The 19,660-nt window shown below is 46.4% G+C and carries 16 protein-coding genes; 4 read left to right on the top strand and 12 right to left on the bottom strand.

The window, feature by feature from the left end; all coding sequences use genetic code 11:
* Window positions 1–64: 64 nt before the first annotated feature.
* A complete protein-coding gene (metE, locus tag K7399_RS08785) occupies window positions 65–2,371 on the top strand; it encodes a 5-methyltetrahydropteroyltriglutamate--homocysteine S-methyltransferase (RefSeq protein ID WP_028975952.1) in 2,307 nt (768 codons plus the stop codon).
* Between the two features lie 230 nt (window positions 2,372–2,601).
* Here metE and K7399_RS08790 read toward each other — a convergent pair whose 3' ends face one another.
* From K7399_RS08790 to K7399_RS08800, 3 genes are all read right to left on the bottom strand, one after another.
* Window positions 2,602–4,179 (bottom strand): peptide chain release factor 3, encoded by a 1,578-nt coding sequence (locus tag K7399_RS08790; RefSeq protein ID WP_028975953.1) that lies wholly within the window; start codon window positions 4,177–4,179, stop codon window positions 2,602–2,604.
* Window positions 4,180–4,345: 166 nt separating this feature from the next.
* On the bottom strand, window positions 4,346–6,088 hold the full coding sequence (locus K7399_RS08795) for a phospho-sugar mutase (protein ID WP_028975954.1): 1,743 nt from the start codon (window positions 6,086–6,088) through the stop codon (window positions 4,346–4,348).
* 380 nt (window positions 6,089–6,468) lie between these two features.
* Window positions 6,469–7,143, bottom strand: coding sequence for an HAD family hydrolase (locus K7399_RS08800; protein WP_028975955.1), 675 nt, complete (start codon window positions 7,141–7,143; stop codon window positions 6,469–6,471).
* Between the two features lie 275 nt (window positions 7,144–7,418).
* On the opposite strand from K7399_RS08800, the gene yhbH reads away from it, so the two are divergent.
* Window positions 7,419–8,579 carry a sporulation protein YhbH gene (gene yhbH, locus K7399_RS08805; protein ID WP_028975956.1) on the top strand — a complete coding sequence of 387 codons (1,161 nt, stop codon included), beginning with the start codon at window positions 7,419–7,421 and terminating at the stop codon, window positions 8,577–8,579.
* 140 nt (window positions 8,580–8,719) lie between these two features.
* Here yhbH and lepB (K7399_RS08810) read toward each other — a convergent pair whose 3' ends face one another.
* The 6 genes from lepB (K7399_RS08810) to K7399_RS16215 form a co-directional block, all read right to left on the bottom strand.
* Window positions 8,720–9,289, bottom strand: a complete 570-nt coding sequence (gene lepB, locus K7399_RS08810; RefSeq protein WP_028975957.1) for a signal peptidase I — start codon at window positions 9,287–9,289, stop codon at window positions 8,720–8,722.
* A gap of 462 nt (window positions 9,290–9,751) precedes the next feature.
* Entirely contained in the window at window positions 9,752–10,324 is a 573-nt protein-coding gene (gene lepB / locus K7399_RS08815; RefSeq protein WP_028975958.1) for a signal peptidase I, read from the bottom strand.
* A gap of 58 nt (window positions 10,325–10,382) precedes the next feature.
* Window positions 10,383–12,278 carry a PrkA family serine protein kinase gene (locus tag K7399_RS08820; protein ID WP_028975959.1) on the bottom strand — a complete coding sequence of 632 codons (1,896 nt, stop codon included), beginning with the start codon at window positions 12,276–12,278 and terminating at the stop codon, window positions 10,383–10,385.
* 232 nt (window positions 12,279–12,510) lie between these two features.
* Window positions 12,511–12,984: a tRNA (uridine(34)/cytosine(34)/5-carboxymethylaminomethyluridine(34)-2'-O)-methyltransferase TrmL gene (gene trmL, locus K7399_RS08825; protein ID WP_028975960.1), complete on the bottom strand. Its 474-nt coding sequence runs from the start codon at window positions 12,982–12,984 to the stop codon at window positions 12,511–12,513.
* A gap of 329 nt (window positions 12,985–13,313) precedes the next feature.
* Complete coding sequence (locus K7399_RS08830) at window positions 13,314–14,231, bottom strand: amidase domain-containing protein (RefSeq protein ID WP_028975961.1); 918 nt, start codon at window positions 14,229–14,231, stop codon at window positions 13,314–13,316.
* Window positions 14,232–14,292: 61 nt separating this feature from the next.
* Window positions 14,293–14,811 (bottom strand): methylated-DNA--[protein]-cysteine S-methyltransferase, encoded by a 519-nt coding sequence (locus tag K7399_RS16215; protein ID WP_010023680.1) that lies wholly within the window; start codon window positions 14,809–14,811, stop codon window positions 14,293–14,295.
* Between the two features lie 348 nt (window positions 14,812–15,159).
* Here K7399_RS16215 and K7399_RS08840 point away from each other — a divergent pair, with 348 nt between their 5' ends.
* Window positions 15,160–15,828, top strand: coding sequence for a B3/B4 domain-containing protein (locus K7399_RS08840; RefSeq protein ID WP_028975962.1), 669 nt, complete (start codon window positions 15,160–15,162; stop codon window positions 15,826–15,828).
* Between the two features lie 40 nt (window positions 15,829–15,868).
* Window positions 15,869–16,108 carry a protein YvfG gene (gene yvfG / locus K7399_RS08845; RefSeq protein ID WP_010023678.1) on the top strand — a complete coding sequence of 80 codons (240 nt, stop codon included), beginning with the start codon at window positions 15,869–15,871 and terminating at the stop codon, window positions 16,106–16,108.
* Window positions 16,109–16,155: 47 nt separating this feature from the next.
* Here yvfG and K7399_RS08850 read toward each other — a convergent pair whose 3' ends face one another.
* The 3 genes from K7399_RS08850 to K7399_RS08860 form a co-directional block, all read right to left on the bottom strand.
* Window positions 16,156–17,049, bottom strand: a complete 894-nt coding sequence (locus K7399_RS08850; protein ID WP_028975963.1) for a thermonuclease family protein — start codon at window positions 17,047–17,049, stop codon at window positions 16,156–16,158.
* 76 nt (window positions 17,050–17,125) lie between these two features.
* The gene (locus K7399_RS08855) at window positions 17,126–17,857 is read right to left on the bottom strand and encodes a Crp/Fnr family transcriptional regulator (protein WP_223362282.1); all 732 of its coding nucleotides are present in this window, start codon (window positions 17,855–17,857) and stop codon (window positions 17,126–17,128) included.
* A gap of 383 nt (window positions 17,858–18,240) precedes the next feature.
* The gene (locus tag K7399_RS08860) at window positions 18,241–19,551 is read right to left on the bottom strand and encodes an IS1380 family transposase (protein ID WP_028977669.1); all 1,311 of its coding nucleotides are present in this window, start codon (window positions 19,549–19,551) and stop codon (window positions 18,241–18,243) included.
* Window positions 19,552–19,660 lie beyond the last annotated feature (109 nt).

The raw sequence follows: 19,660 nt of genomic DNA on the forward strand, positions 1-19,660 counted from the left end.
CTAACTAGAGAGGCTTTTTATTTGCCCCACTTAACCAAGCGGATTGAAACAGGAGGATGAAAGAATGGGTAAAGTATTGAGCGCGAATCTCGGCTATCCAAGAATTGGGGAAAAAAGAGAATGGAAGCGAGCTCTCGAAGCTTTTTGGGCAGGCAAATCATCAAAAGAAACTTTTTTAGAAACCATTAAAACGTTACGACTCAGCTACTTAAAAAAACAAAAGGATCTCGGCGTTGATCTGATTCCGATTGGCGATTTCAGTCTCTATGACCATGTTCTCGACACCGCGGTTCTCTTCGGCTTGATTCCTGATCGTTTTCAAACGGATGAAAAAGAGATAGCTTTAGAGACCTATTTCTCCATCGCACGAGGAAATCAGGATGCCGAAGCATCGGAAATGACCAAATGGTTTGACACAAACTATCACTATATCGTTCCGGAAATCAGCAATGACACGAAACCGCATCTGACGAAAAACCGTCTTCTTGATCTCTTCAATGAAGCCAAAAACGAACTTGGCATTGTTGGAAAACCGGTGATTGTCGGACCGATCACTTTATTAAAATTGGCAAAAGGCTATGATTCCGATCACTTCGACACATTGCTTGACGCGCTGCTTCCTCTCTATGTTCAAGTACTTGCTGAACTGCAGGAAGCCGGAGCAGAGTGGGTACAAATTGATGAACCGATTCTGGTCAAAGCACAAAGTGAGGAAGATCTTGCCGCATTCAGCAAGGCTTACGCCTACATCAAGAAAAATGTTCCTGAATTGAAGTTGCTGCTGCAAACGTATTTCGAGGCGCTGGATCACTATCAAGAAGTGACTGCTCTTCCGGTTGACGGATTCGGATTTGATTTTGTTGCCGGTAAAGCGGGAAATCTTGCAGCCATCAAGACCTACGGGTTTCCAAAAGATAAAGTACTTGCAGCAGGAGTCGTCGACGGCCGTAACATTTGGAAAACCGATCTTTCCGCAACTTTTACGGAATTACAAACCTTGCTCTCTGCAGTAAAAGATCATAAGAATCTTTGGGTAACGCCATCGTCAAGCCTTCTTCATGTTCCGGTAACGGTTTCCAATGAAACGGAGCTTGATCCTGTTTTAAAGCATGCCCTTGCATTTGCTGATGAAAAACTAGGCGAAATTGTGGTTCTTGCCAAGGGACTGAATGAAAGCGAGGCAGCAATCTACGGTGCTGTTGAGCAAAATCGTGCTGATCTGAACGCCCTGCAGCAGTCGGTTCACCGCAATAATGCAGCGGTTCAAGCAGAGCTGGATCAATTGAGCAAAGAACTTCCAACGCGACCTGCTTCCTTCGATTTGCGTCAACAGGTGCAAGCGGATGCGTTCCAACTGCCACCGCTTCCGACCACAACAATCGGCAGCTTCCCGCAAACAAAAGAAGTTCGCCAAGCACGCCGCAATTGGCGCAAGGGCGAATGGTCGGACAGCCAATATGATCAATTTATTAAAGAAGAAACGAAAAAATGGATTGACATTCAAGAGGAAATCGGTCTGGATGTACTGGTACACGGCGAATTCGAACGCAACGATATGGTTGAGTATTTCGGTGAAAAACTGGACGGCTTTGCATTCACGCGCTTCGGATGGGTCCAATCGTACGGCTCCCGCTGCGTGAAGCCGCCACTGATCTTTGGTGATGTTTCCTGGAAAGAACCGATGACCGTAAAGGAAAGTGCCTATGCACAATCCTTAACCAATAAACCGGTTAAAGGGATGCTCACCGGCCCGGTCACCATTTATAACTGGTCTTTCGTTCGAAACGACATTAGTCAAGCCAGCGTCTTTAACCAGATTGCGCTTGCACTTAAAAAAGAAGTCCATGCACTTGAAGAAGCCAATATCCGTATGATTCAGGTTGACGAACCCGCGCTTCGCGAAGGGCTTCCGCTTAAGGAAGAGAAGAAAGCAGGCTACCTGCACGATGCTGTTTATTCGTTCAGGCTTGCGACAACCTTTGTTAAAAACGACACACAGATTCATACGCATATGTGTTATTCCGAATTCGATGAAATCATCGACACCATCGATGCTTTGGATACGGATGTGATCTCGATTGAAGCGGCACGCAGCCACGGCGAAATCATTGCAACCTTCGAGGACTTCCATTACAAGAAGGGGATTGGCCTCGGTGTCTATGATATTCACAGCCCACGCATTCCAAGTGTAGCGGAAATGAAATCCTACGCCGAACGCGCATTGAACGTTCTTGATCCAAAAGTTGTTTGGATCAACCCGGATTGCGGCTTAAAAACACGCCGCACGGAAGAAACCGTCCCTGCACTTAAAAATATGGTTGAAGCAGCGCAGCAAGTGCGCGCCGAACTCAGCCATACCGTTTCTCGATAAATCAAAGCGTACAAACAAGCCGCGACACGAAGTCGCGGCTTGTTCGGTTTCATCACACGTTTATCCCCTTATGGCGCCTAAAATCAACGCTTCGATTGTCTTCGCCGCGGGCGTCTTGTTTCGTTGACGGAGACTGCTGCTTATCTTAGTAGGATGAGTAGCAGCAAATTCATATCGATTCTTTACTTACAAAAAAAGAGCCTGCACAAGGCTCTTTTTTTCTGTACCACTCACATATTATGGGACGAATCGCGCAGTACAACATCGGGATGCTTTTGCTGAAACCAGCGCAGTGAGAAATCATTTTCAAAAATGATCACCGGGCGGTCTTTATAATCGGTAACCACCAGATTGTTGGCGTTGCGGCGAAGTGCTTCTGCATCCTCGCGACTTGCAATCCATTTTGCTACCTGATGCGGCATCCGTTCAATGTCCAGAGCAACACCGTACTCAGCCTGCATGCGGTAGACAAAGACATCGAACTGCAGCGTTCCGACAACGCCGAGAATGGTCTCTTCATAAGGCGTTTTATAGACCTGAATCGCACCTTCCTGTGCCAGCTGACTGACCCCTTTGAGAAAGTGCTTTTGCTTCATTGCGTTTTTGGCTCGCACTTTAGCAAAATGCTCCGGAGCAAACTGCGGCAATGCACCAAAATTAAACGTATCTTTCGCTTGGCATACCGTGTCGCCAATCTGATAGAAGCCTGTATCGTAGAGCCCAACAATATCCCCTGGAAATGCATCATCAATCATTTCACGGCTGTCGGCAAAGAATTGCTGTGGCTGTGCGAGTTTCAACGGCTTGCCCGTTCGATCGAGATAGACGCTCATGCCTTTCTCAAATTTACCGGAACAGATCCGCAGAAAGGCAATTCGATCGCGATGCGCCGGGTTCATGTTTGCTTGAATCTTGAAAATAAACCCTGAAAAATTCGGGTCATTCGGTTGAACGATGCCTTCACTCGAGTGCCGCGGCTGCGGCTGCGGGGCAAGTTTCAAATAGTGTTCCAAAAATGTCGGAACACCGAAACTTGAGATCGCGCTCCCGAAAAAGACCGGTGTCTGCTTGCCGGCTTTCACCGCCTCAAGATCAAAACGGCTTCCTGCTTCATCCAGAAGCATCAGGTTTTCTTCCAGCTGACTCAAGGTATAATCGTCAACCTGATCCTTTAAGATATCCGTCAGTTCCTCAACCTCGCCTAAATTCTGAACCTGGCGCTCTCTTTTTTCGTTATACCATTCGATTTTATGATCCTGCCGGTCGTAAACCCCGCGAAAGGACTGCCCCATCCCGATTGGATAGTTGATCGGATAGGATTCGATACCGAGCACATTTTCAATTTCCTCAAAAAGTTCCAATGGATCCTTGCCTTGACGATCCAGTTTATTGATAAATGTAAAAATCGGAATCCCGCGGTCACGGCATACCTTAAATAGTTTTATCGTCTGCGGTTCAACGCCTTTAGCGGCATCGATAATCATGACAACGCTGTCGACTGCCATTAACGTTCGATACGTATCTTCACTGAAGTCCTGGTGCCCCGGGGTATCCAAAATATTAATCTTATACCCATCATACTCAAACTGCATCACACTGGAGGTTACGGAGATCCCTCTCTTTTTCTCCAACTCCATCCAGTCTGAAGTCGCAAATTTTTCAGCCTTTCGTGATTTGACCGCGCCAGCCGTTCGAATAGCGCCGCCAAGCACCAGCAGCTTTTCAGTCAGCGTCGTTTTACCGGCATCCGGGTGAGAGATGATGGCGAATGTACGGCGCCTGTTTAATTCCTGCTGTAACCGATTCATGGTTTCCTCCTACTAAGATCAGATCCGACGCAGTCTGTCTCAAGACCGCAGTCAAGAAAAAGGCACTCGCTCTGCCGAATTAAGTCGGCAATTCAATGCGAATGCTTTTTCAATCATTCTTCCTTAATTATATACCTAATTTATGTGAATCATAAATGCTTGTGACTTATTTGCTGACTAATCCGTGAACACGATCCATAACCGCTTTTTTCAAAGCGTTGAATTTCTTATCGCGATCTGCTGCATCGGCGCCTTTAACACCAAAGTAGAACTTAATTTTCGGTTCCGTACCGGATGGGCGCAGGCAGAACCATGACCCGTCTTTCAGTTTATATTTCAGTACATTCGACTTCGGAAGCTTAATCGCCGACGTGCTGCCTGAATCCGTTTCGACTGCCTCAGACGTTTGGTAGTCTTCGATGACAGCAACCATAACACCAGCGACCTCATGCGGCGGCTGCGTGCGGAAGTTATTCATAATCGCAGCAATTTCTTCTTTACCGGTGATCCCTTTCAAGGTCAGCGATTCCAGACCTTCTTCAAAGTAACCATACGTCTTGAATACATCCTGAAGCGCATCATAGAAAGACTTGCCTTGTGATTTAAAGTAAGCAGCCGCTTCGCAAGCAAATAGCGCAGCTTGAACTGCATCTTTGTCTCGGACAAAGGAGCCGATCAAATAGCCGTAACTCTCTTCGTAACCGAATAGGAAGCTGTATTTGCCGCTTAATTCATAGTCATGAATCTTCTCACCAATGAACTTAAATCCGGTCAAGGTGTCGACGGTAGGAATACCGAAAGCCGCTGCAATCGTTCGACCAATTTCAGAGGTGACAATTGTTTTCACAACGACGCCGTTATCGGGCAACAATCCTTTTTCTTTCTTTTGCGTGAGCAAGTAATCGAGCAGCACGGCGCCCGTTTGATTTCCCGTCAGAACGACATAGTCGCCTTGATCGTTTTTTACGGCAACACCGAGACGGTCAGAATCGGGATCCGTTCCAATCAAGAGATCCGCATCCAGCTTTCTGCCATATTCCATCGCAATCTTAAACGCTGCATGTTCTTCCGGATTTGGTGATTTTACCGTTGAAAATTCCGGATCCGGTTCTTCCTGTTCTTTGACAACCGTCACATTTGTGAAACCCCATCTTTTCAAACCATTAATAATCGGGTAGCGGCTCGTTCCATGAAGTGGTGTATAGACGATTTTCAAATCAGAACCAACACGTCTAATCCGTTCAGGATTCAACGAAAGCGTCTGTACCTTTTCTTGATAAGCTTCATCCACTTGATCGCCAACAACTTCCAAGTAGCCGCTTGCCTTCAACTGATCCACATCGCCGACTTGTACGGCAAGTTCATCCTCAACCGATGCCACGAAGCGGATCACTTCATCTGCTTCTTTTGGCGGAAGCTGGCCGCCGAATTCATTGTAGACCTTATACCCGTTATATTGCGGCGGATTGTGGCTCGCCGTGATAACAATCCCGGAAAAAGCATGTAAATCGCGCACGGCAAAAGAAAGAACCGGTGTCGGCCGCAGTGAATCAAAAATATAGGTCTTAATCCCGTGAGCGCCTAAGGTCTTCGCTGCTTCTAAAGTGAATTCAGCAGAGAAATGCCGCGGGTCATGCGCAATGACGACGCCTCGTTTCTTCGCCTCTTCACCGGCATTTTCAATATATCTTGCTAAGCCTTCTGAAGCTTTGCGAATCGTGTACAGATTCAGGCGGTTGGTGCCAGGGCCAATTTCACCGCGCATCCCGCCGGTACCGAATTCCAAATTGGTATAAAAGCAGTCTTCAAGTTTTTCAGGATCATCAGCCATTGCATCCAGCTGCTTTTTCAGCGCAGGATCCAGCTGCGGGTCTGCAATCCATTTTTTATATACGGTCTCCCAACTCATGTGCTCACCCCATCAGATAGTTAAAAGCCTTGATTCCACTACATTTTAAATGTCTTTTTCTATTATATACCAAGTGAACGCTGCCAGCACTAAGGCAGCGGACCTTTGTCATTTTAATTTGCAGTTAGATTTTTCACTGCCTCTTATCGCAGAACATACGATCTTTTCATCCTGTTGTTTGAGGCGTTGATGCATCACCTTGTTGCACAAACGACACTTCAGTTGCTCGCTTGCCGCGAGCCGTCCAGAAGCCTTCTCAGACTATCTGCGGAGTCTCCTTGGGCCACACTCCCGCAGGGTCCCCTCACGCGGTCATGAATATTTCTTTAGAAAGCTTGTCCCCATACGATTCATCCAGAAGCAGTATTTCTTCGAGCTTTTTATCGCTTGCTTCTCAGCTCAGGGGAAAAATACTTCACAAGCTTTTCCAACGAAATACCTTTAAGCGAATTAAAACAGCCGTCCACATGACCGAACGGCATCTGGTTGGTGACGGCATTCGGCACAACAATACAGTACATCCCCGCTTTTTTTGCAGCCAGCGAGCCGTTGAACGAATCCTCAATCGCAATCGCTTCTTTCGGACTGACCCCAAGCGCATCCAGTGATTTCGTGTACAAGGCAGGATCCGGCTTTACCTTGAGCACATCGTCCCATGATTTAATGCTTTCGAAATAATCAATTAATCCAAAGCGTTTCAAGTGTTTACGCGGCCATTCCCCCTTGGAACTGGTCGCAAGCCCGATTTTCAAACCGAGTTCTTGTGCCTGAACTAAGATCGACTTCACACCAGGCAGTACTTCTTCTTCATCAACAAGTTTATTAAAAAGTGCATCACGTTCACTCTTGAACGCTGCCCTGTCTATTTTCACCTGGGCGTGTTCCTCAAGATAATCAAGGGAATTGAAGCCGTTTTGTGTTCCAATGGCCTGACTCCAAATACTGAGCGGCAAATCGACATGATAGCGGTGGAACATCTTCTGCATGACCAGGTACATAATTCGTTCGCTATCCAAAATAACACCATCAAAATCAAAGACAATTGCTTTAATCATCAAATACAACCCTTCTCAGTGGTCTCAGTCTACATTTTACCATGTGTCGCATTTATTTCTAGCCTTGCTTCCTGAAAACTTTGTGTAAAATCGCCAGCCAGGCGCTGGATCCTTGGAGAAGATCCGTCCATTCCCCTCCCCTCAAGTCACCCAAAATTCACTCTTTTCGTAAAATCAGTCAAGGTTCATCATCGAAAGCATACATTAAATTAATCAACCATCGCTGCAGTCCCGATTGTCCGATTTTATCGTACACATTAAAGGAGGGATTTTACATGAGCAATTTCTTAATATCAGAAGAGGATTGGGATCTTCATCACAAAGGTGAAGAAGATCAGCGCCGCCATAAAGAAAAAGTCAAGGATGCGATCAAAAACAACCTCCCTGATCTGATCAGCAGCGAAAATATCATCCTTTCCGATGGTAAAAAAATGACACGGATTCCAATCCGATCTTTGGATGAATACAAATTGCGGTATAACTTTGATAAAACAAAACATGTCGGTCAAGGTAACGGCAAAAGCAAGGTAGGCGATGTCATTGCAAAAGCGCCTGGAAAACAGCAGGCTCAAGGCGGCGGCAAAGGAAAAGGGGCAGGCGACCGCCCAGGCATCGATTACTACGAAGCCAACATTTCAATTATGGAAATTGAAAAGCTCTTTTTCAAGGAACTAGAACTCCCTCATCTTAAAAGAAAACAGGAGCCGGATATCACCGTCCAGAGCATTGATTACCGAGACATTCGCCGCAAAGGACTTATGGGAAATATTGATAAACGGCGAACGATTCTGTCGGCAATCAAACGAAATGCACGTTCCGGAAAAACCTCCATTCATCCGATTATTGAGGATGATTTACGTTTTAAAACTTGGGAAACAATCGTAAAACCAGAAAGCCGCGCGGTCGTCCTCGCACTCATGGATACAAGCGGTTCCATGGGCATTTGGGAAAAATATATTGCCCGCAGTTTCTTCTTTTGGATGACCCGTTTCCTGCGCACCAAGTATGAAAAAGTATCGATTCAGTTTATTGCCCACCATACTGAAGCCAGTGTCGTCACCCAGGAAGACTTCTTCACAAAAGGCGAAAGCGGCGGGACGATTTGCTCGTCGGCATATCTCAAAGCTCTGGAACTGATTAACGCTTCCTATCCACCGGCCAAATACAATATTTATCCGTTCCACTTCTCCGACGGTGATAATTTGTCATCGGATAATCCAAAATGTGTTCGTCTTGTCAAAGAAATTATGGACATTACTGATTTCTTCGGTTATGGCGAAATCAATCCCTACCACCGATCAAGTACATTGATGAGTGCCTATCGAAGTATCAAGAATGATGCCTTTCATTCGTTTATCTTAAAACAAAAGAGCGATGTCTATCATGCTATGAAGTATTTCTTTCAAAAGGAACAGGAAGATACGGTCGCGCGATAAAGAACACTTGGTACAATCAGTTTATTCAAGAGATACTTGGCGCCCGTAAACAAAGCATGAATGTTTCCTACAAGATAAAAAAACAACCGGTAGTAGGAGAGCTACACGACGCACCGGTTGTTTTTTTATTTTTCCCTTATTTAATCACGATGGATGATCCCGAATCGGTTAAGCGGCCAATAGCGCAGATCAACTTTTCCAACGACCTTTTTTTCACTGATAAAACCGATCTCAGGGACGCGGCTGTCGGTACTGTTCTGACGGTTGTCGCCCATCACCCAGAGCATGCCTTCAGGGACACGTGTTTTGCCGGTCAGCTCTTTCAGTGAGAAGTCCCACGTCAACTGACCAACCAGCATGCTGCGTTTCTCTTTATCGAGGAAGGGTTCTGCAACTGCTTTTCCATTCACATATAACTGATCATTCTTATACTGAATGGTATCTCCCGGAAGACCAATGACACGCTTGACATAGTCGTCCGTTTTCGTTGCATGGAAAATCACCACATCAAATCGTTGCGGTTGCGCGAATTCGTAGTTAAGTTTATTGACAATGAGGCGATCTCCGTTATACAAAGTCGGTTTCATTGACGGACCGTCAACAATATAATTGCCCAAGATAAACGTCCGAACTAAAATCACAATGAGCACAGACAATGTGAGTGCCCGTATCCAGGCAAAGGCTTCACTTCTCTTTTTTTTCTGACTCATGAAACACCGACTCCCAAAAAACATCATTCGCTCGTAAAAATGAATGGTAACATCCAAATTAAGGAAGCTCTAAATATAATACACGATTCGTATACGGATCACAAGAGATGGTGGTGCCGTCCGTTATTTAAGCAAAATCGGTTTTCTGGCTGCATGAACATCAGAAAACCGGGCTGCGCTTAGTCATTAATTTCGCAGGATTCGGCTTTGATTCATCCCCTTGTGTTACAAAACGACACTCCATCTACTCGCTTGCCGCGGTCATCCCAGGAGCCTCCTTAGTAGACATGCTGAAATCTGCGGAGTCTCCTTTGGCCTGCTCTCCCGCAGGCGTCTCGCGCTTTCGTATCTTCTTCCACAGAAGGTGATGACTTTCGCGTTGCATACAGGACGCGGATGCCATCGTTCCTCTTTATGTAAAAAAGCGCCGAGCGAATCGGCACTTTCAAAATTCGATGCACATTATGGTAACACAATGGACTGCATGATTTCCCATTCATTAAGCGGCCAATAACGAATAGATACCTTTCCAATGACCGATTTCTGATCAACAAAGCCAAAGTAGCGGCTGTCTTCACTATTCTGGCGATTGTCGCCCATTACCCATAACTTACCCTCGGGAACGCGCAGCTTACCGGTTTTTGCCTTCAAATTGAAATTTTCCGTGAGCTGCTGGCCTGGGGGCAGCGCATCCTTATAATGCTGTAAATAAGGTTCCGCGACCCTTTTCCCATTGACGTACAGCTGATCGTTCTTATACGTAATCGAATCCCCAGGCAATCCAATGATCCGTTTCACATAATCTTCTGTTTCGGTTGCGTGAAAAACGATCACGTCAAAACGATGCGGTGTACCGACCGTGTAACCGATTTTATTCACGATCAAACGATTTCCATCCTGAAGTGTCGGCATCATCGACTCGCCGCGGACAATATAATTACTGAAAATAAATTGGCGGACAAGAAAAGCAATTAGAATGGCGATGGCGCCCGCACGGATCCAGCTCCATACTTCTCTCTTTGTTGATTGGCTCATTGACTTGCGCGTGTCCCTTCTTGATTTACCGCTCAGCCGTTCCTTTTGGCGATCCGATTCAACGGTTGAGCAAGCTTCCTACATATCTTAATAATTCGTTAGCAGAAGTCGTATTATAACCGTATTCATCAACAAGTCTTGCAATAACTTCATTGACACGTTTCAGCTGCGCCTCATCCGGCGTTTTGCTTGACGTTGTAATTTTCACTACATCCTTGAGATCGGCGAATAATTTTTTCTGAATCGCTTCTTTCAGCCGCTCATGCGACTTATAGTTAAAGCGTTTGCCTTTACGTGCATAGGCAGAAATGCGGATCAAGATCTCTTCTCGGAACGATTTCTTCGCATTTTCGGAAATGCCGATTTGTTCTTCAATGGAACGCATCAGCTTCTCATCCGGATCAACTTCATCACCGGTAATCGGATCGAAAATTTTATTGCTGTTGCAATACGCTTCAACATTATCCAGATAGTTATCCATTAATGTTTTTGCCGATTCTTCAAAAGAATAAACAAATGCCTTTTGTACTTCACTTTTTGCTAATTCATCATATTCGCGGCGGGCAAGTGCAATATATTCAGTGTAACGCGAACGATCCTCGTCACTGATGGACGGATGCTGCGCCAGCCCTTCTTTAATGGAGCGCAAAATATCCAGTGCATTGATCGACGGTACACCTTTCTTAATGATTGCAGAAGAAATCCGGTTGATGACGTAGCGCGGATCAATGCCGCCCATCCCTTCATCAGGAAATTCATTCTGCAGTTCCTTAATATCGGCTTCATTATAGCCCTCAACGATTTCGCCATCGTAGAGTCGCATCTTTTTAATGAGATCAATACCACGACTCTTGGATTCCTTCAAACGGGTCAAGATCGAAAATACAGCTGCCGTACGTAGCGCATGCGGCGCGATATGCACGTTTGCCACATCACTTTCCGAGATCAGCTTCTCATAGATCTTCTCTTCTTCACTAACTTTCAGATTGTACGGAACCGGCATCACAATCATTCGTGAATGAAGTGCCTCATTCTTTTTATTGCTGATAAAGGCCCGATATTCGGTTTCGTTCGTATGCGCGACAATCAATTCATCCGCCGAGATTAAGGCAAAGCGTCCGGCCTTGAAATTACCCTCTTGAGTCAGAGACAGCAAATGCCACAGAAATTTCTCGTCACACTTCAGCATTTCCTGAAATTCCATCAGGCCTCGATTCGCCTTGTTCAGCTCACCGTCAAATCGATAGGCTCTCGGATCGGATTCTGATCCATATTCGGCAATCGTTGAGAAGTCAATGCTGCCGGTCAGATCAGCAATATCCTGCGACTTCGGATCCGATGGACTGAACGTACCGATCCCCACGCGCTTGTCTTCTGAAAGAAAAATACGCTCCACTGGAACGTCCTCAATCTGTCCGCCGTACTCTTTCTCAAGCCGCATCACATTTAACGGTGACAAATTTCCTTCAATGCGGATGCCCGTCTCTTGAAAGAAGTCTTCGCGCAGGTGCGGCGGAATTAAGTGAAGCGGGTCTTCATGCATCGGGCAATCCTTAATGGCATAAATCGCCCCTTCATCGGTCCATGAATACTTTTCCAAGCCGCGCTTCAGCATCGTCACAATCGTTGATTTACCGCCGCTCACCGGACCCATCAGCAGCAAGATACGCTTCTTTACGTCCAAGCGTCGCGCTGCAGGGTGAAAATACTCCTCTATGAGCCGTTCGATCGCTTCGTCAAGTCCGAAGATCTTGTCATCAAAGAAATGATAATGTTTATGTCCGTTCTGCTCCGAAACACCAGCGGAAATAATCATCTGATAGACACGGGAATGTGCGGACTGTGCGATCATCGGATTCTTCTTCACTAGTTCAAGATAGTCTGCAAATGTGCCTTCCCATTTCAGCTGCTCTTCATAGTCGCGGAACTGTTTCAGTTTATCAAGAAAGTTCATTGTATCCCCCCTAGAAAAGATTCACCAATGCTTCTGACCATGTACTTAAGTGTATGCGTTCATTCGCTAATCTTTCATGAAACTATGTACAGATTGAGAAGGAATCGTTAATGAATCCAGCGGGAAAAGCCCAGCAATAGGAAAAATCAGATTTCATAAAATTTTTATTACACTTTTTGAAATCCTGAGGGGGGATCATACAATCAGTAAAAAACAAGGATGATACGGATAGTCAGGATAATCCCGGAAAACGCTGCTGGCGCAGTGCTTCGTAGAGCATGATTGCAGCTGAATTCGATAAATTAAGTGAGCGGATTGCGCCCGTCATCGGCAATCGAATGCAGCGATTCTGATACTTGGCAACAAATTCTTTCGGTAATCCGGTTGTTTCTCGTCCGAAAATAAAATAGTAGTCTTTACTTGTATCGCTATAGTCAAAGGCATCATAAGGCCTGCTGCCGTCGGTTTCAACAAGGTAGTATTCGCTTTGCGGATGCCGCTCAAAGAATTCGTCAAGTGAGTCATAGTAATGAAGATCTACTGAGTCCCAATAGTCCAAACCGGCACGCTTCAGATGCTTATCATCAGTAGAAAAGCCGAGCGGTCGAATGAGATGAAGTCCGGTGTTTGTTCCGGCACAAGTTCTGGCGATATTTCCTGTATTCGGTGGAATAAGCGGCTGATAAAGCACAATATGGTTACTCATTTCTGGTGCACACTCCTCATTATGAAAACAACAATACGTTACTCGTTAGAAAAACCAAGCTGTGCTTGGCCTTAAACCATTCTGATTTTTGTGTACGCTCCGATTGCTCGCTTGCCGCGGGCGCACCGCGTGCCTCCTCAGACAGGCTAGAATCTGCGGGGTCTCGCCTGGCACGCATCAACAAGGCGCGATCCCGCAGGCGTCAGAGCGCTTTTGTGTCGCGAACGGACTTATTGATGAAATGCCGCTCGTTACTCGTGAAAAAAGGCCGGATCAACCGACCTTTTCTTTGAAAACGCATCTATTATAGCACAACTTAAGCAGCGCACTTAGGTTTGATCGCGAATATGAAAGAATTTATACTGAATTTTACTGGTCCATGCCGGGGAATCGCGATAAGCCCAAGAACGGTGCCGTGCATCGTAAGTATGCGCATTTACCAGCGGTTCGCCGTTGGCATCGAGCGCGGTCACCATTGTATTATGGTTCCAGTGCCCGTCCCCTTCAAAGTCATAACAGATGACATCACCTGGGACAAGTTCACGCGCACTGCTTTTCTCCACAGCACCAATCACACCTTCCGACTTGGACAAGTACCAGCGCAGCGCATTGGCAACCGTCCAGCTGAAACTCCAATTCGTCCGCTGCTGCCACCAGCCCCTACTGCGAATCGGATTGCCCCACATGCGAATGCCCCCGGCATGAAGGCATTGAGAAATATAGTTGGTGCAATCATCGGCGACAACCGGATACTGCGGATTTCGGCGGTTCCACCACAAATCGGCATAGCGTACGGCAGCCAGCCGATCATAGGTGCGCGAACGTAGCTCGAGCGGTGCTAGTTCACCGGACTCCCGCTCAAACTCCTGCTCTTCCTTTGCAACGATCGGCACCAGAGCATCCGAAACCAAACGTTGATTTCGCAGCACAGACTGGCGATTTTCCAAACGTTCTTCAAGAATAAATGTACTTTGATGTTTGATCAGCCATTGCATGACCAAGCAATAATCAACGACGAGGTCCTCACGCTTACTGGTTGCACGCACATGATTTGCCCGAACGAGCGTACGTTCAATTTCAGCCTCTTGATCCTTCAGCGCTTTGCTTCTCGCCGTGAATCGGCGCTTTTCTTCCGGGTCAAGCGGCATCTTATGAAGATCGGCATTGCCGACCCAATAGTCCCCCAACATGGTTAGATGATTCTGAAATGCAGTTTTCCAGTCCACACGCATTCCCCGCTTCGACATGATCTCGTTACACCTTATGCCTTAATGCGAGCAATCATACCGAATCATTGGCGGATTCCATTCAGCACTTCGTTTCCAAACCCAATAAGTATTCTTTCACTTTGAGACCGCCGGCGTACCCGGTCAATGCTCCGTTTGTCCCGATGACGCGGTGGCAAGGAACAACAATGGGCAGCGGATTTCGGTTGTTGGCCATACCGACAGCCCGTACTGCCTTCGGACGATTCACGATACCCGCAATATCCTTATAGGAACGCGTTGTCCCGTATGGAACGTCGATCAGTGCCTGCCACACCTCACGCTGAAATTCAGTGCCCTTCATGAGCAGCTTCAAAGAAAATGTCTTTCTTTTACCGCTTAAGAATTCCGTCAGTTGATCAGCCGCATCTATGCAAGCTGCAGCATCGTCCTGCAAAACAGTTGGCAGGCCGTGTTTTGCTGCCCAGCGCACGATTTCCGCTCGCTTGGCAGCAAGCGGGCCAAAGTCAATCCGACACAGCCGATCTTGGTAAACGGTGAGCGTCAGCATGCCAATCGCGGTATCTTGCTCACTCACCGCTAGATAATCTTTTTGTTCCATCGTTTTAGGGCCCCTTTCTAATCGATTGAACGCACGATTTCAACTCAATCACTGCATGATCCTGCTGAAAAATCATGAGTCGGTCAGCATTACGCCAAGAAGTCCAATCCTTTAGCTCCGATGTGATTCACGACCATTATCTAAGAAATTAGTTGATTTCGCAATGATAGAAAACGCTTGATCGGTTTTAAGATCATGTTCGTTCGCCTTGAGCCTGCACCGATCCGGCTGCTTCATTGGCGCGATTCAATTGGCTTTAAAAAAGCGCTTCTCTTTGAAACATTGCCTGAAGAATCACGCATCATTTATGGTACACTTACAGTAGATCGGTCGAACAGGAGGCATGTCATGTTTGATGTTTCGATTTCTTCTCAATTGAAGGATTTAGTGCCTGATTTTAAAATCGGTATCATTTATTACCCGTCAATTGCGGTTGGCGAGCTCCCGTCCTTAATTGGTGAGCGCCTGCCCCTCTACTATGAGAACATTCACTTATCATTGACCGAGCATCACGTCAATGAAATTCCCGGCGTTCGGGAATGGCGTCAGGTGTTTAAAAAAATCGGCTGTGATCCATCCCGTTACCGCCCTTCTCAGGAAGCATTGCTGCGCAAAATTAAGAAGGATGGTCACCCGCATTTCATCCATTCAGCAGTGGATCTGCTGAACTTCTTCAGCGTCCAGCACGGCATTCCGATGGGCTTGTATGACGCCGCACATCTTGAAAATCCAATTCAGATTAAAATTGGCACCGATGCCGATCAGTATAACGGTTTGAATGGCCGCATCATGCATATGAAGGACAAGCTGGTATCCATTGATGGATGCGGTGCATTCGGCAGTCCGATCGTCGATTCGCGACGAACCTGTGTCACCGAGAAGACAACCGAAGCACTGCAGATTATTTACCTGCGCCCATCGATGGCGGCCAATGAAGCACAACAATTAATCGAGAAAATGGCGGAAATGTTTACCCAAGTCCATGGCGGCAGTCATGAATGGACATTGATTCGCTAGAATATAATGTTTTGAGCGTTTTCGCAAGGAGGGAAACGATTTGAATTCCAATTTATTTAGTGTCGACTATTTTAAAGAAGCGCTCCATTTGCAAATTAAGAAGAATGGAGACGTGCATACGCCGATTCAAACGATGAACAGCTACTATCACACGGTCATTTCGGCAATCATCCAGGACCGGATCAATAAGAACTTCGAACTGATCCGCCGCATCCGTAATTTAGACACCGCATATAACGAAGTCAAGGCAGAAATTGAGCAACAACAGCACGTGCAGTAGTAACGAACCGAGGCCGTTCCGATGATTGGAACAGCCTCGGTTTCTATTTATTTTGCTGCACGAAAGCCAGCATTTTCCGCTTCGCTACGGTTTTTAAAGCATCGTTCGGCTTTAGTCATCTTATAATACGGATCAGACGGCATGTGATAAATTTTTCCTCGTGAGGAAATGTTGCCCTTGATTTTCCCCTGACACGCTCCATCTGGACTCGAGTTACTTTCAGAGGAGGCACTTGCGGGTTGGTTCGCTGGTTTGCTGTGCCCCTGAATTTCCCGGTACGCGTCTGTCCCTTTCATGAGATCAGGATGAAAGCCGTCGGCTGCGGCATAGCCATTTACAGACCAGACGCCGAGCCGCTTCGTCTTGGCCTGCTGCTCAACGGCTCGTAACTGATCGATGTATTTCGTATTCGGTGGATACACATACGCGACGCGGGCAAGACCGGCCGCTAACTGAAGGGCTTCAAAGGATCGGCCATCGACAAAAACATACGCCAGCAGTCGTCCATACTTATCCCGCCCACCGTTTTTTGCAAGCTCAAGCGTTACCGTTTTTCCATCCAGCAGCTTATGCGCATTGCTGCTCGCTTCCGGTCCATAAGGTTGCACACCTAAGGAAGGATGATGCGTCTCCGGTGTATCAATCAAAAGCACACGCACCGTCACAATTTTTTTCTGATAAAGCACTTGAAAGGTGTCGCCGTCAACCACTTCAATGACCTTGGTATGTACTCCGCCGGCAGGTTCTTCGATAGCGGAGTCGTCCGTTTGCACGGGCGCATCGGCTGTCGACCCGGCAGAATGCTCGGCACTGCTCGATAGCTGCGCCGAGCTTGAAGACGTTGAAGCATCTGTGTTCAGTTCGCCGCCTGCTGCACATCCGCTTAAGAAGAGAGCGGCAACGACCCAATAAAACGCTTTAATCCAATTCGTTTTTTTCATCCGATTCACCTAATTATCTTTCCTTGTCCATCGCAATCCTTGCACTCAATCGCCCACGTCACTTCTTATCGCCGCTTTACAGACGGCAGATTGGCAGCGGACACTTATCCTCACAATGACAAATCGCTTTAATATAATCGAGATCCTTAATCACGATCGCTCCATGATAATAGTCGATCGCCCCATCTTTTTTCCATGCTTGCAGCATCCGGTTGACCGTTTCGCGTGTTGAACCGATCAATTGCGCGAGGTCGGTATTCGTCAGACTGATCGTGAAATGAATCCCGTCCGGCTCTGTGCGACTAAACCCATGAATCATGCGCAGCAAAGTCGAGGCCAGTGCACCGGTTTTCCCGTAAAAAATGAGATCGCGCAGCTTAATCTGAGTAAACTGCCCCATCATCCCGTTCCATTTCATAAATTCGAAGGATAAGCTCGAATTCGAGATGAGCAACGGTTCGAGGTCCTTTTCCGCAATCACACCGATTGAGCAGTCCGAAACAGCCGTTGCGGTAAACGAATGCTCTGTACTTCCAAGACTGCTGATTGAACCGAACAGATCACCATCCATAAAGTAGTGAAGCACCAGATCTCTTCCATCATATGCCGATTTAAACAGCTTCACATGTCCTTGAACAATGAAAAAAAGTTTATCGGCGCTGTCCCCTTCCCAGAAGATATTCGCGCCTTTTTTATATGAAGTCACTGACATCACGGAATCGAGTATTTTCAGACTTTGTTCCGAGAACACATGCGTGTTATTCATCTCATGTGATGGGAAACAAATTGCTTTTTCCAAAAAAATCACGCCCTTATCGTTCGTTAGCTTCCTACTTTCATTATAAAAGATATTTTCATGATTTCGCGGTAAAACTGTGACGGAAATCATACAACTTCACGAAAATACCTCTCTTTTCTTGTCGTGAAGACGTTCTAAACCGTGAGAGGCGCAAAGTATCGTTGATTTTCATGAATAGAAACGATAAGACCCTGAATTATTCACCGCTTGCCGTTTTTTCGGGATTTTGCTCACCAGGATGCAGCCAACCTGATTTCACTTGATTTTTTGAATGGAAAAATGACCTTGAAGATCAATTTCTGAACATTCACGTAAAAGAAGGCCATTTTGAGACAGACTTCCCCCGTTGATCTGATGAACCCGTTTTGAATTTTGAGCTGAGTGTTTTTTTGTTACTCGATGTGAAGTTGTTGAATCCGGTTGAGCACGTTCCAGAAGAATGCCTGATAGACAAAACTGGAAGACAGCTTGAAATAAAGGGATCGTCCTGACCGGACGAGCTTACTGGCCACTTTGACGATCCGCGTTCGGATGGTTTCGATTCGCATGGCCTTCTGTCTTTTTGGGAATGCCATCGTCCGCATCCAGTTCGTTAAATTGTAGGCGAGCAGACTGAGCATCAATCGGACTTCGTTAATTTCGAATTTGTGACTAGACAGTTGATCCAGACTGAATCCGGATTTGGCTTCCTTGATGTAGTTTTCCATCGTCCCTCGTTTCTGATAAGTCTGAAAGACCTGTTTCGGGGAGAAGCATTCAACCAGATTGGTCACGATAAAGGTATGCGTAAAGAAAAGTTCATTGGCCGGGCGAATGGATTGAACGGCAACCCGTCTTGGCTTACCCCAGGACTTCGCCTGATAATCAAATTCTTCATAGTAACACTGAGTTTTACCGGTTGGTGAATCATTCGGGTGAAGTTCTTCGGCCATCCGTTGAAGCACGGCGTTGGTCTTCAGCCGAATCACGTAGTAGACGGATTCTGTTTCGCACGCCTCGTAGAGGTCCGGTGTGGCAAAACCGCTGTCAGCGCGAACGAGCGGCGTGGTTTCTGGAAAGTGCTCGTTGTAGTGTTCGAGAATCGGCCGGACAAAGTCCACAACGCCATGCGATGTATAGCGATTTCCAGGACGCAGTTTCGCTTTCAAAAAATCACCCGTTGCCCCATCAAACGCCACCAAGGGATGGAAGCCGATCGTACCGTAATGCGCGTTATAGTCCGAGGATTCTTGCTTTCCATACGTATCAACATGGGTGGAATCCAAGTCAAGGATCAGTGCTGGATTCTTGCGATAGCGGTGAACTTTGTCGAGTAATTTTTGGTTGGCCATGCCAAGCTGATCCAGAGCATTAGGATCAAAGCGATCATAAAAACGGGAGAGTGTCGGCTGTGACGCAAGTGTTGGTGATTCAACAACCTGAGTGAACACGGGATCGTGAATCAATGAATCCGCTGCATCATCTTCAGAATAACCAGCCAGCAGCTGATAGATCTTCTGGCGCAAAAGTTGCTCATTGGAATAATCCGGACTTTTGCGCGAATCGTTCAGCACCAGATGGTGAGTCAGCGTTTTTGAGAAACCGAGTTTTTCATCAAATTCTTTAAAAATCAGATGACCGCTGTCGGAAGAAAGTTCGCCACCGGTAAAATTGATTTTGATCTTCCTGTTGAATTGACACGACTTTTCCTCTACACTGAGCATATGAGGAACCTCCTTGTATGTTTTTGGTTTAGTCACCTATTATCATACAAAGGAATGGTTCCTTTTTCATTAACTTTTTTCACCTAATCGGTGAAAAAACGAAAAGGGT

Source organism: Sporolactobacillus terrae (assembly GCF_019930545.1).
Lineage (GTDB): Bacteria > Bacillota > Bacilli > Bacillales > Sporolactobacillaceae > Sporolactobacillus > Sporolactobacillus terrae.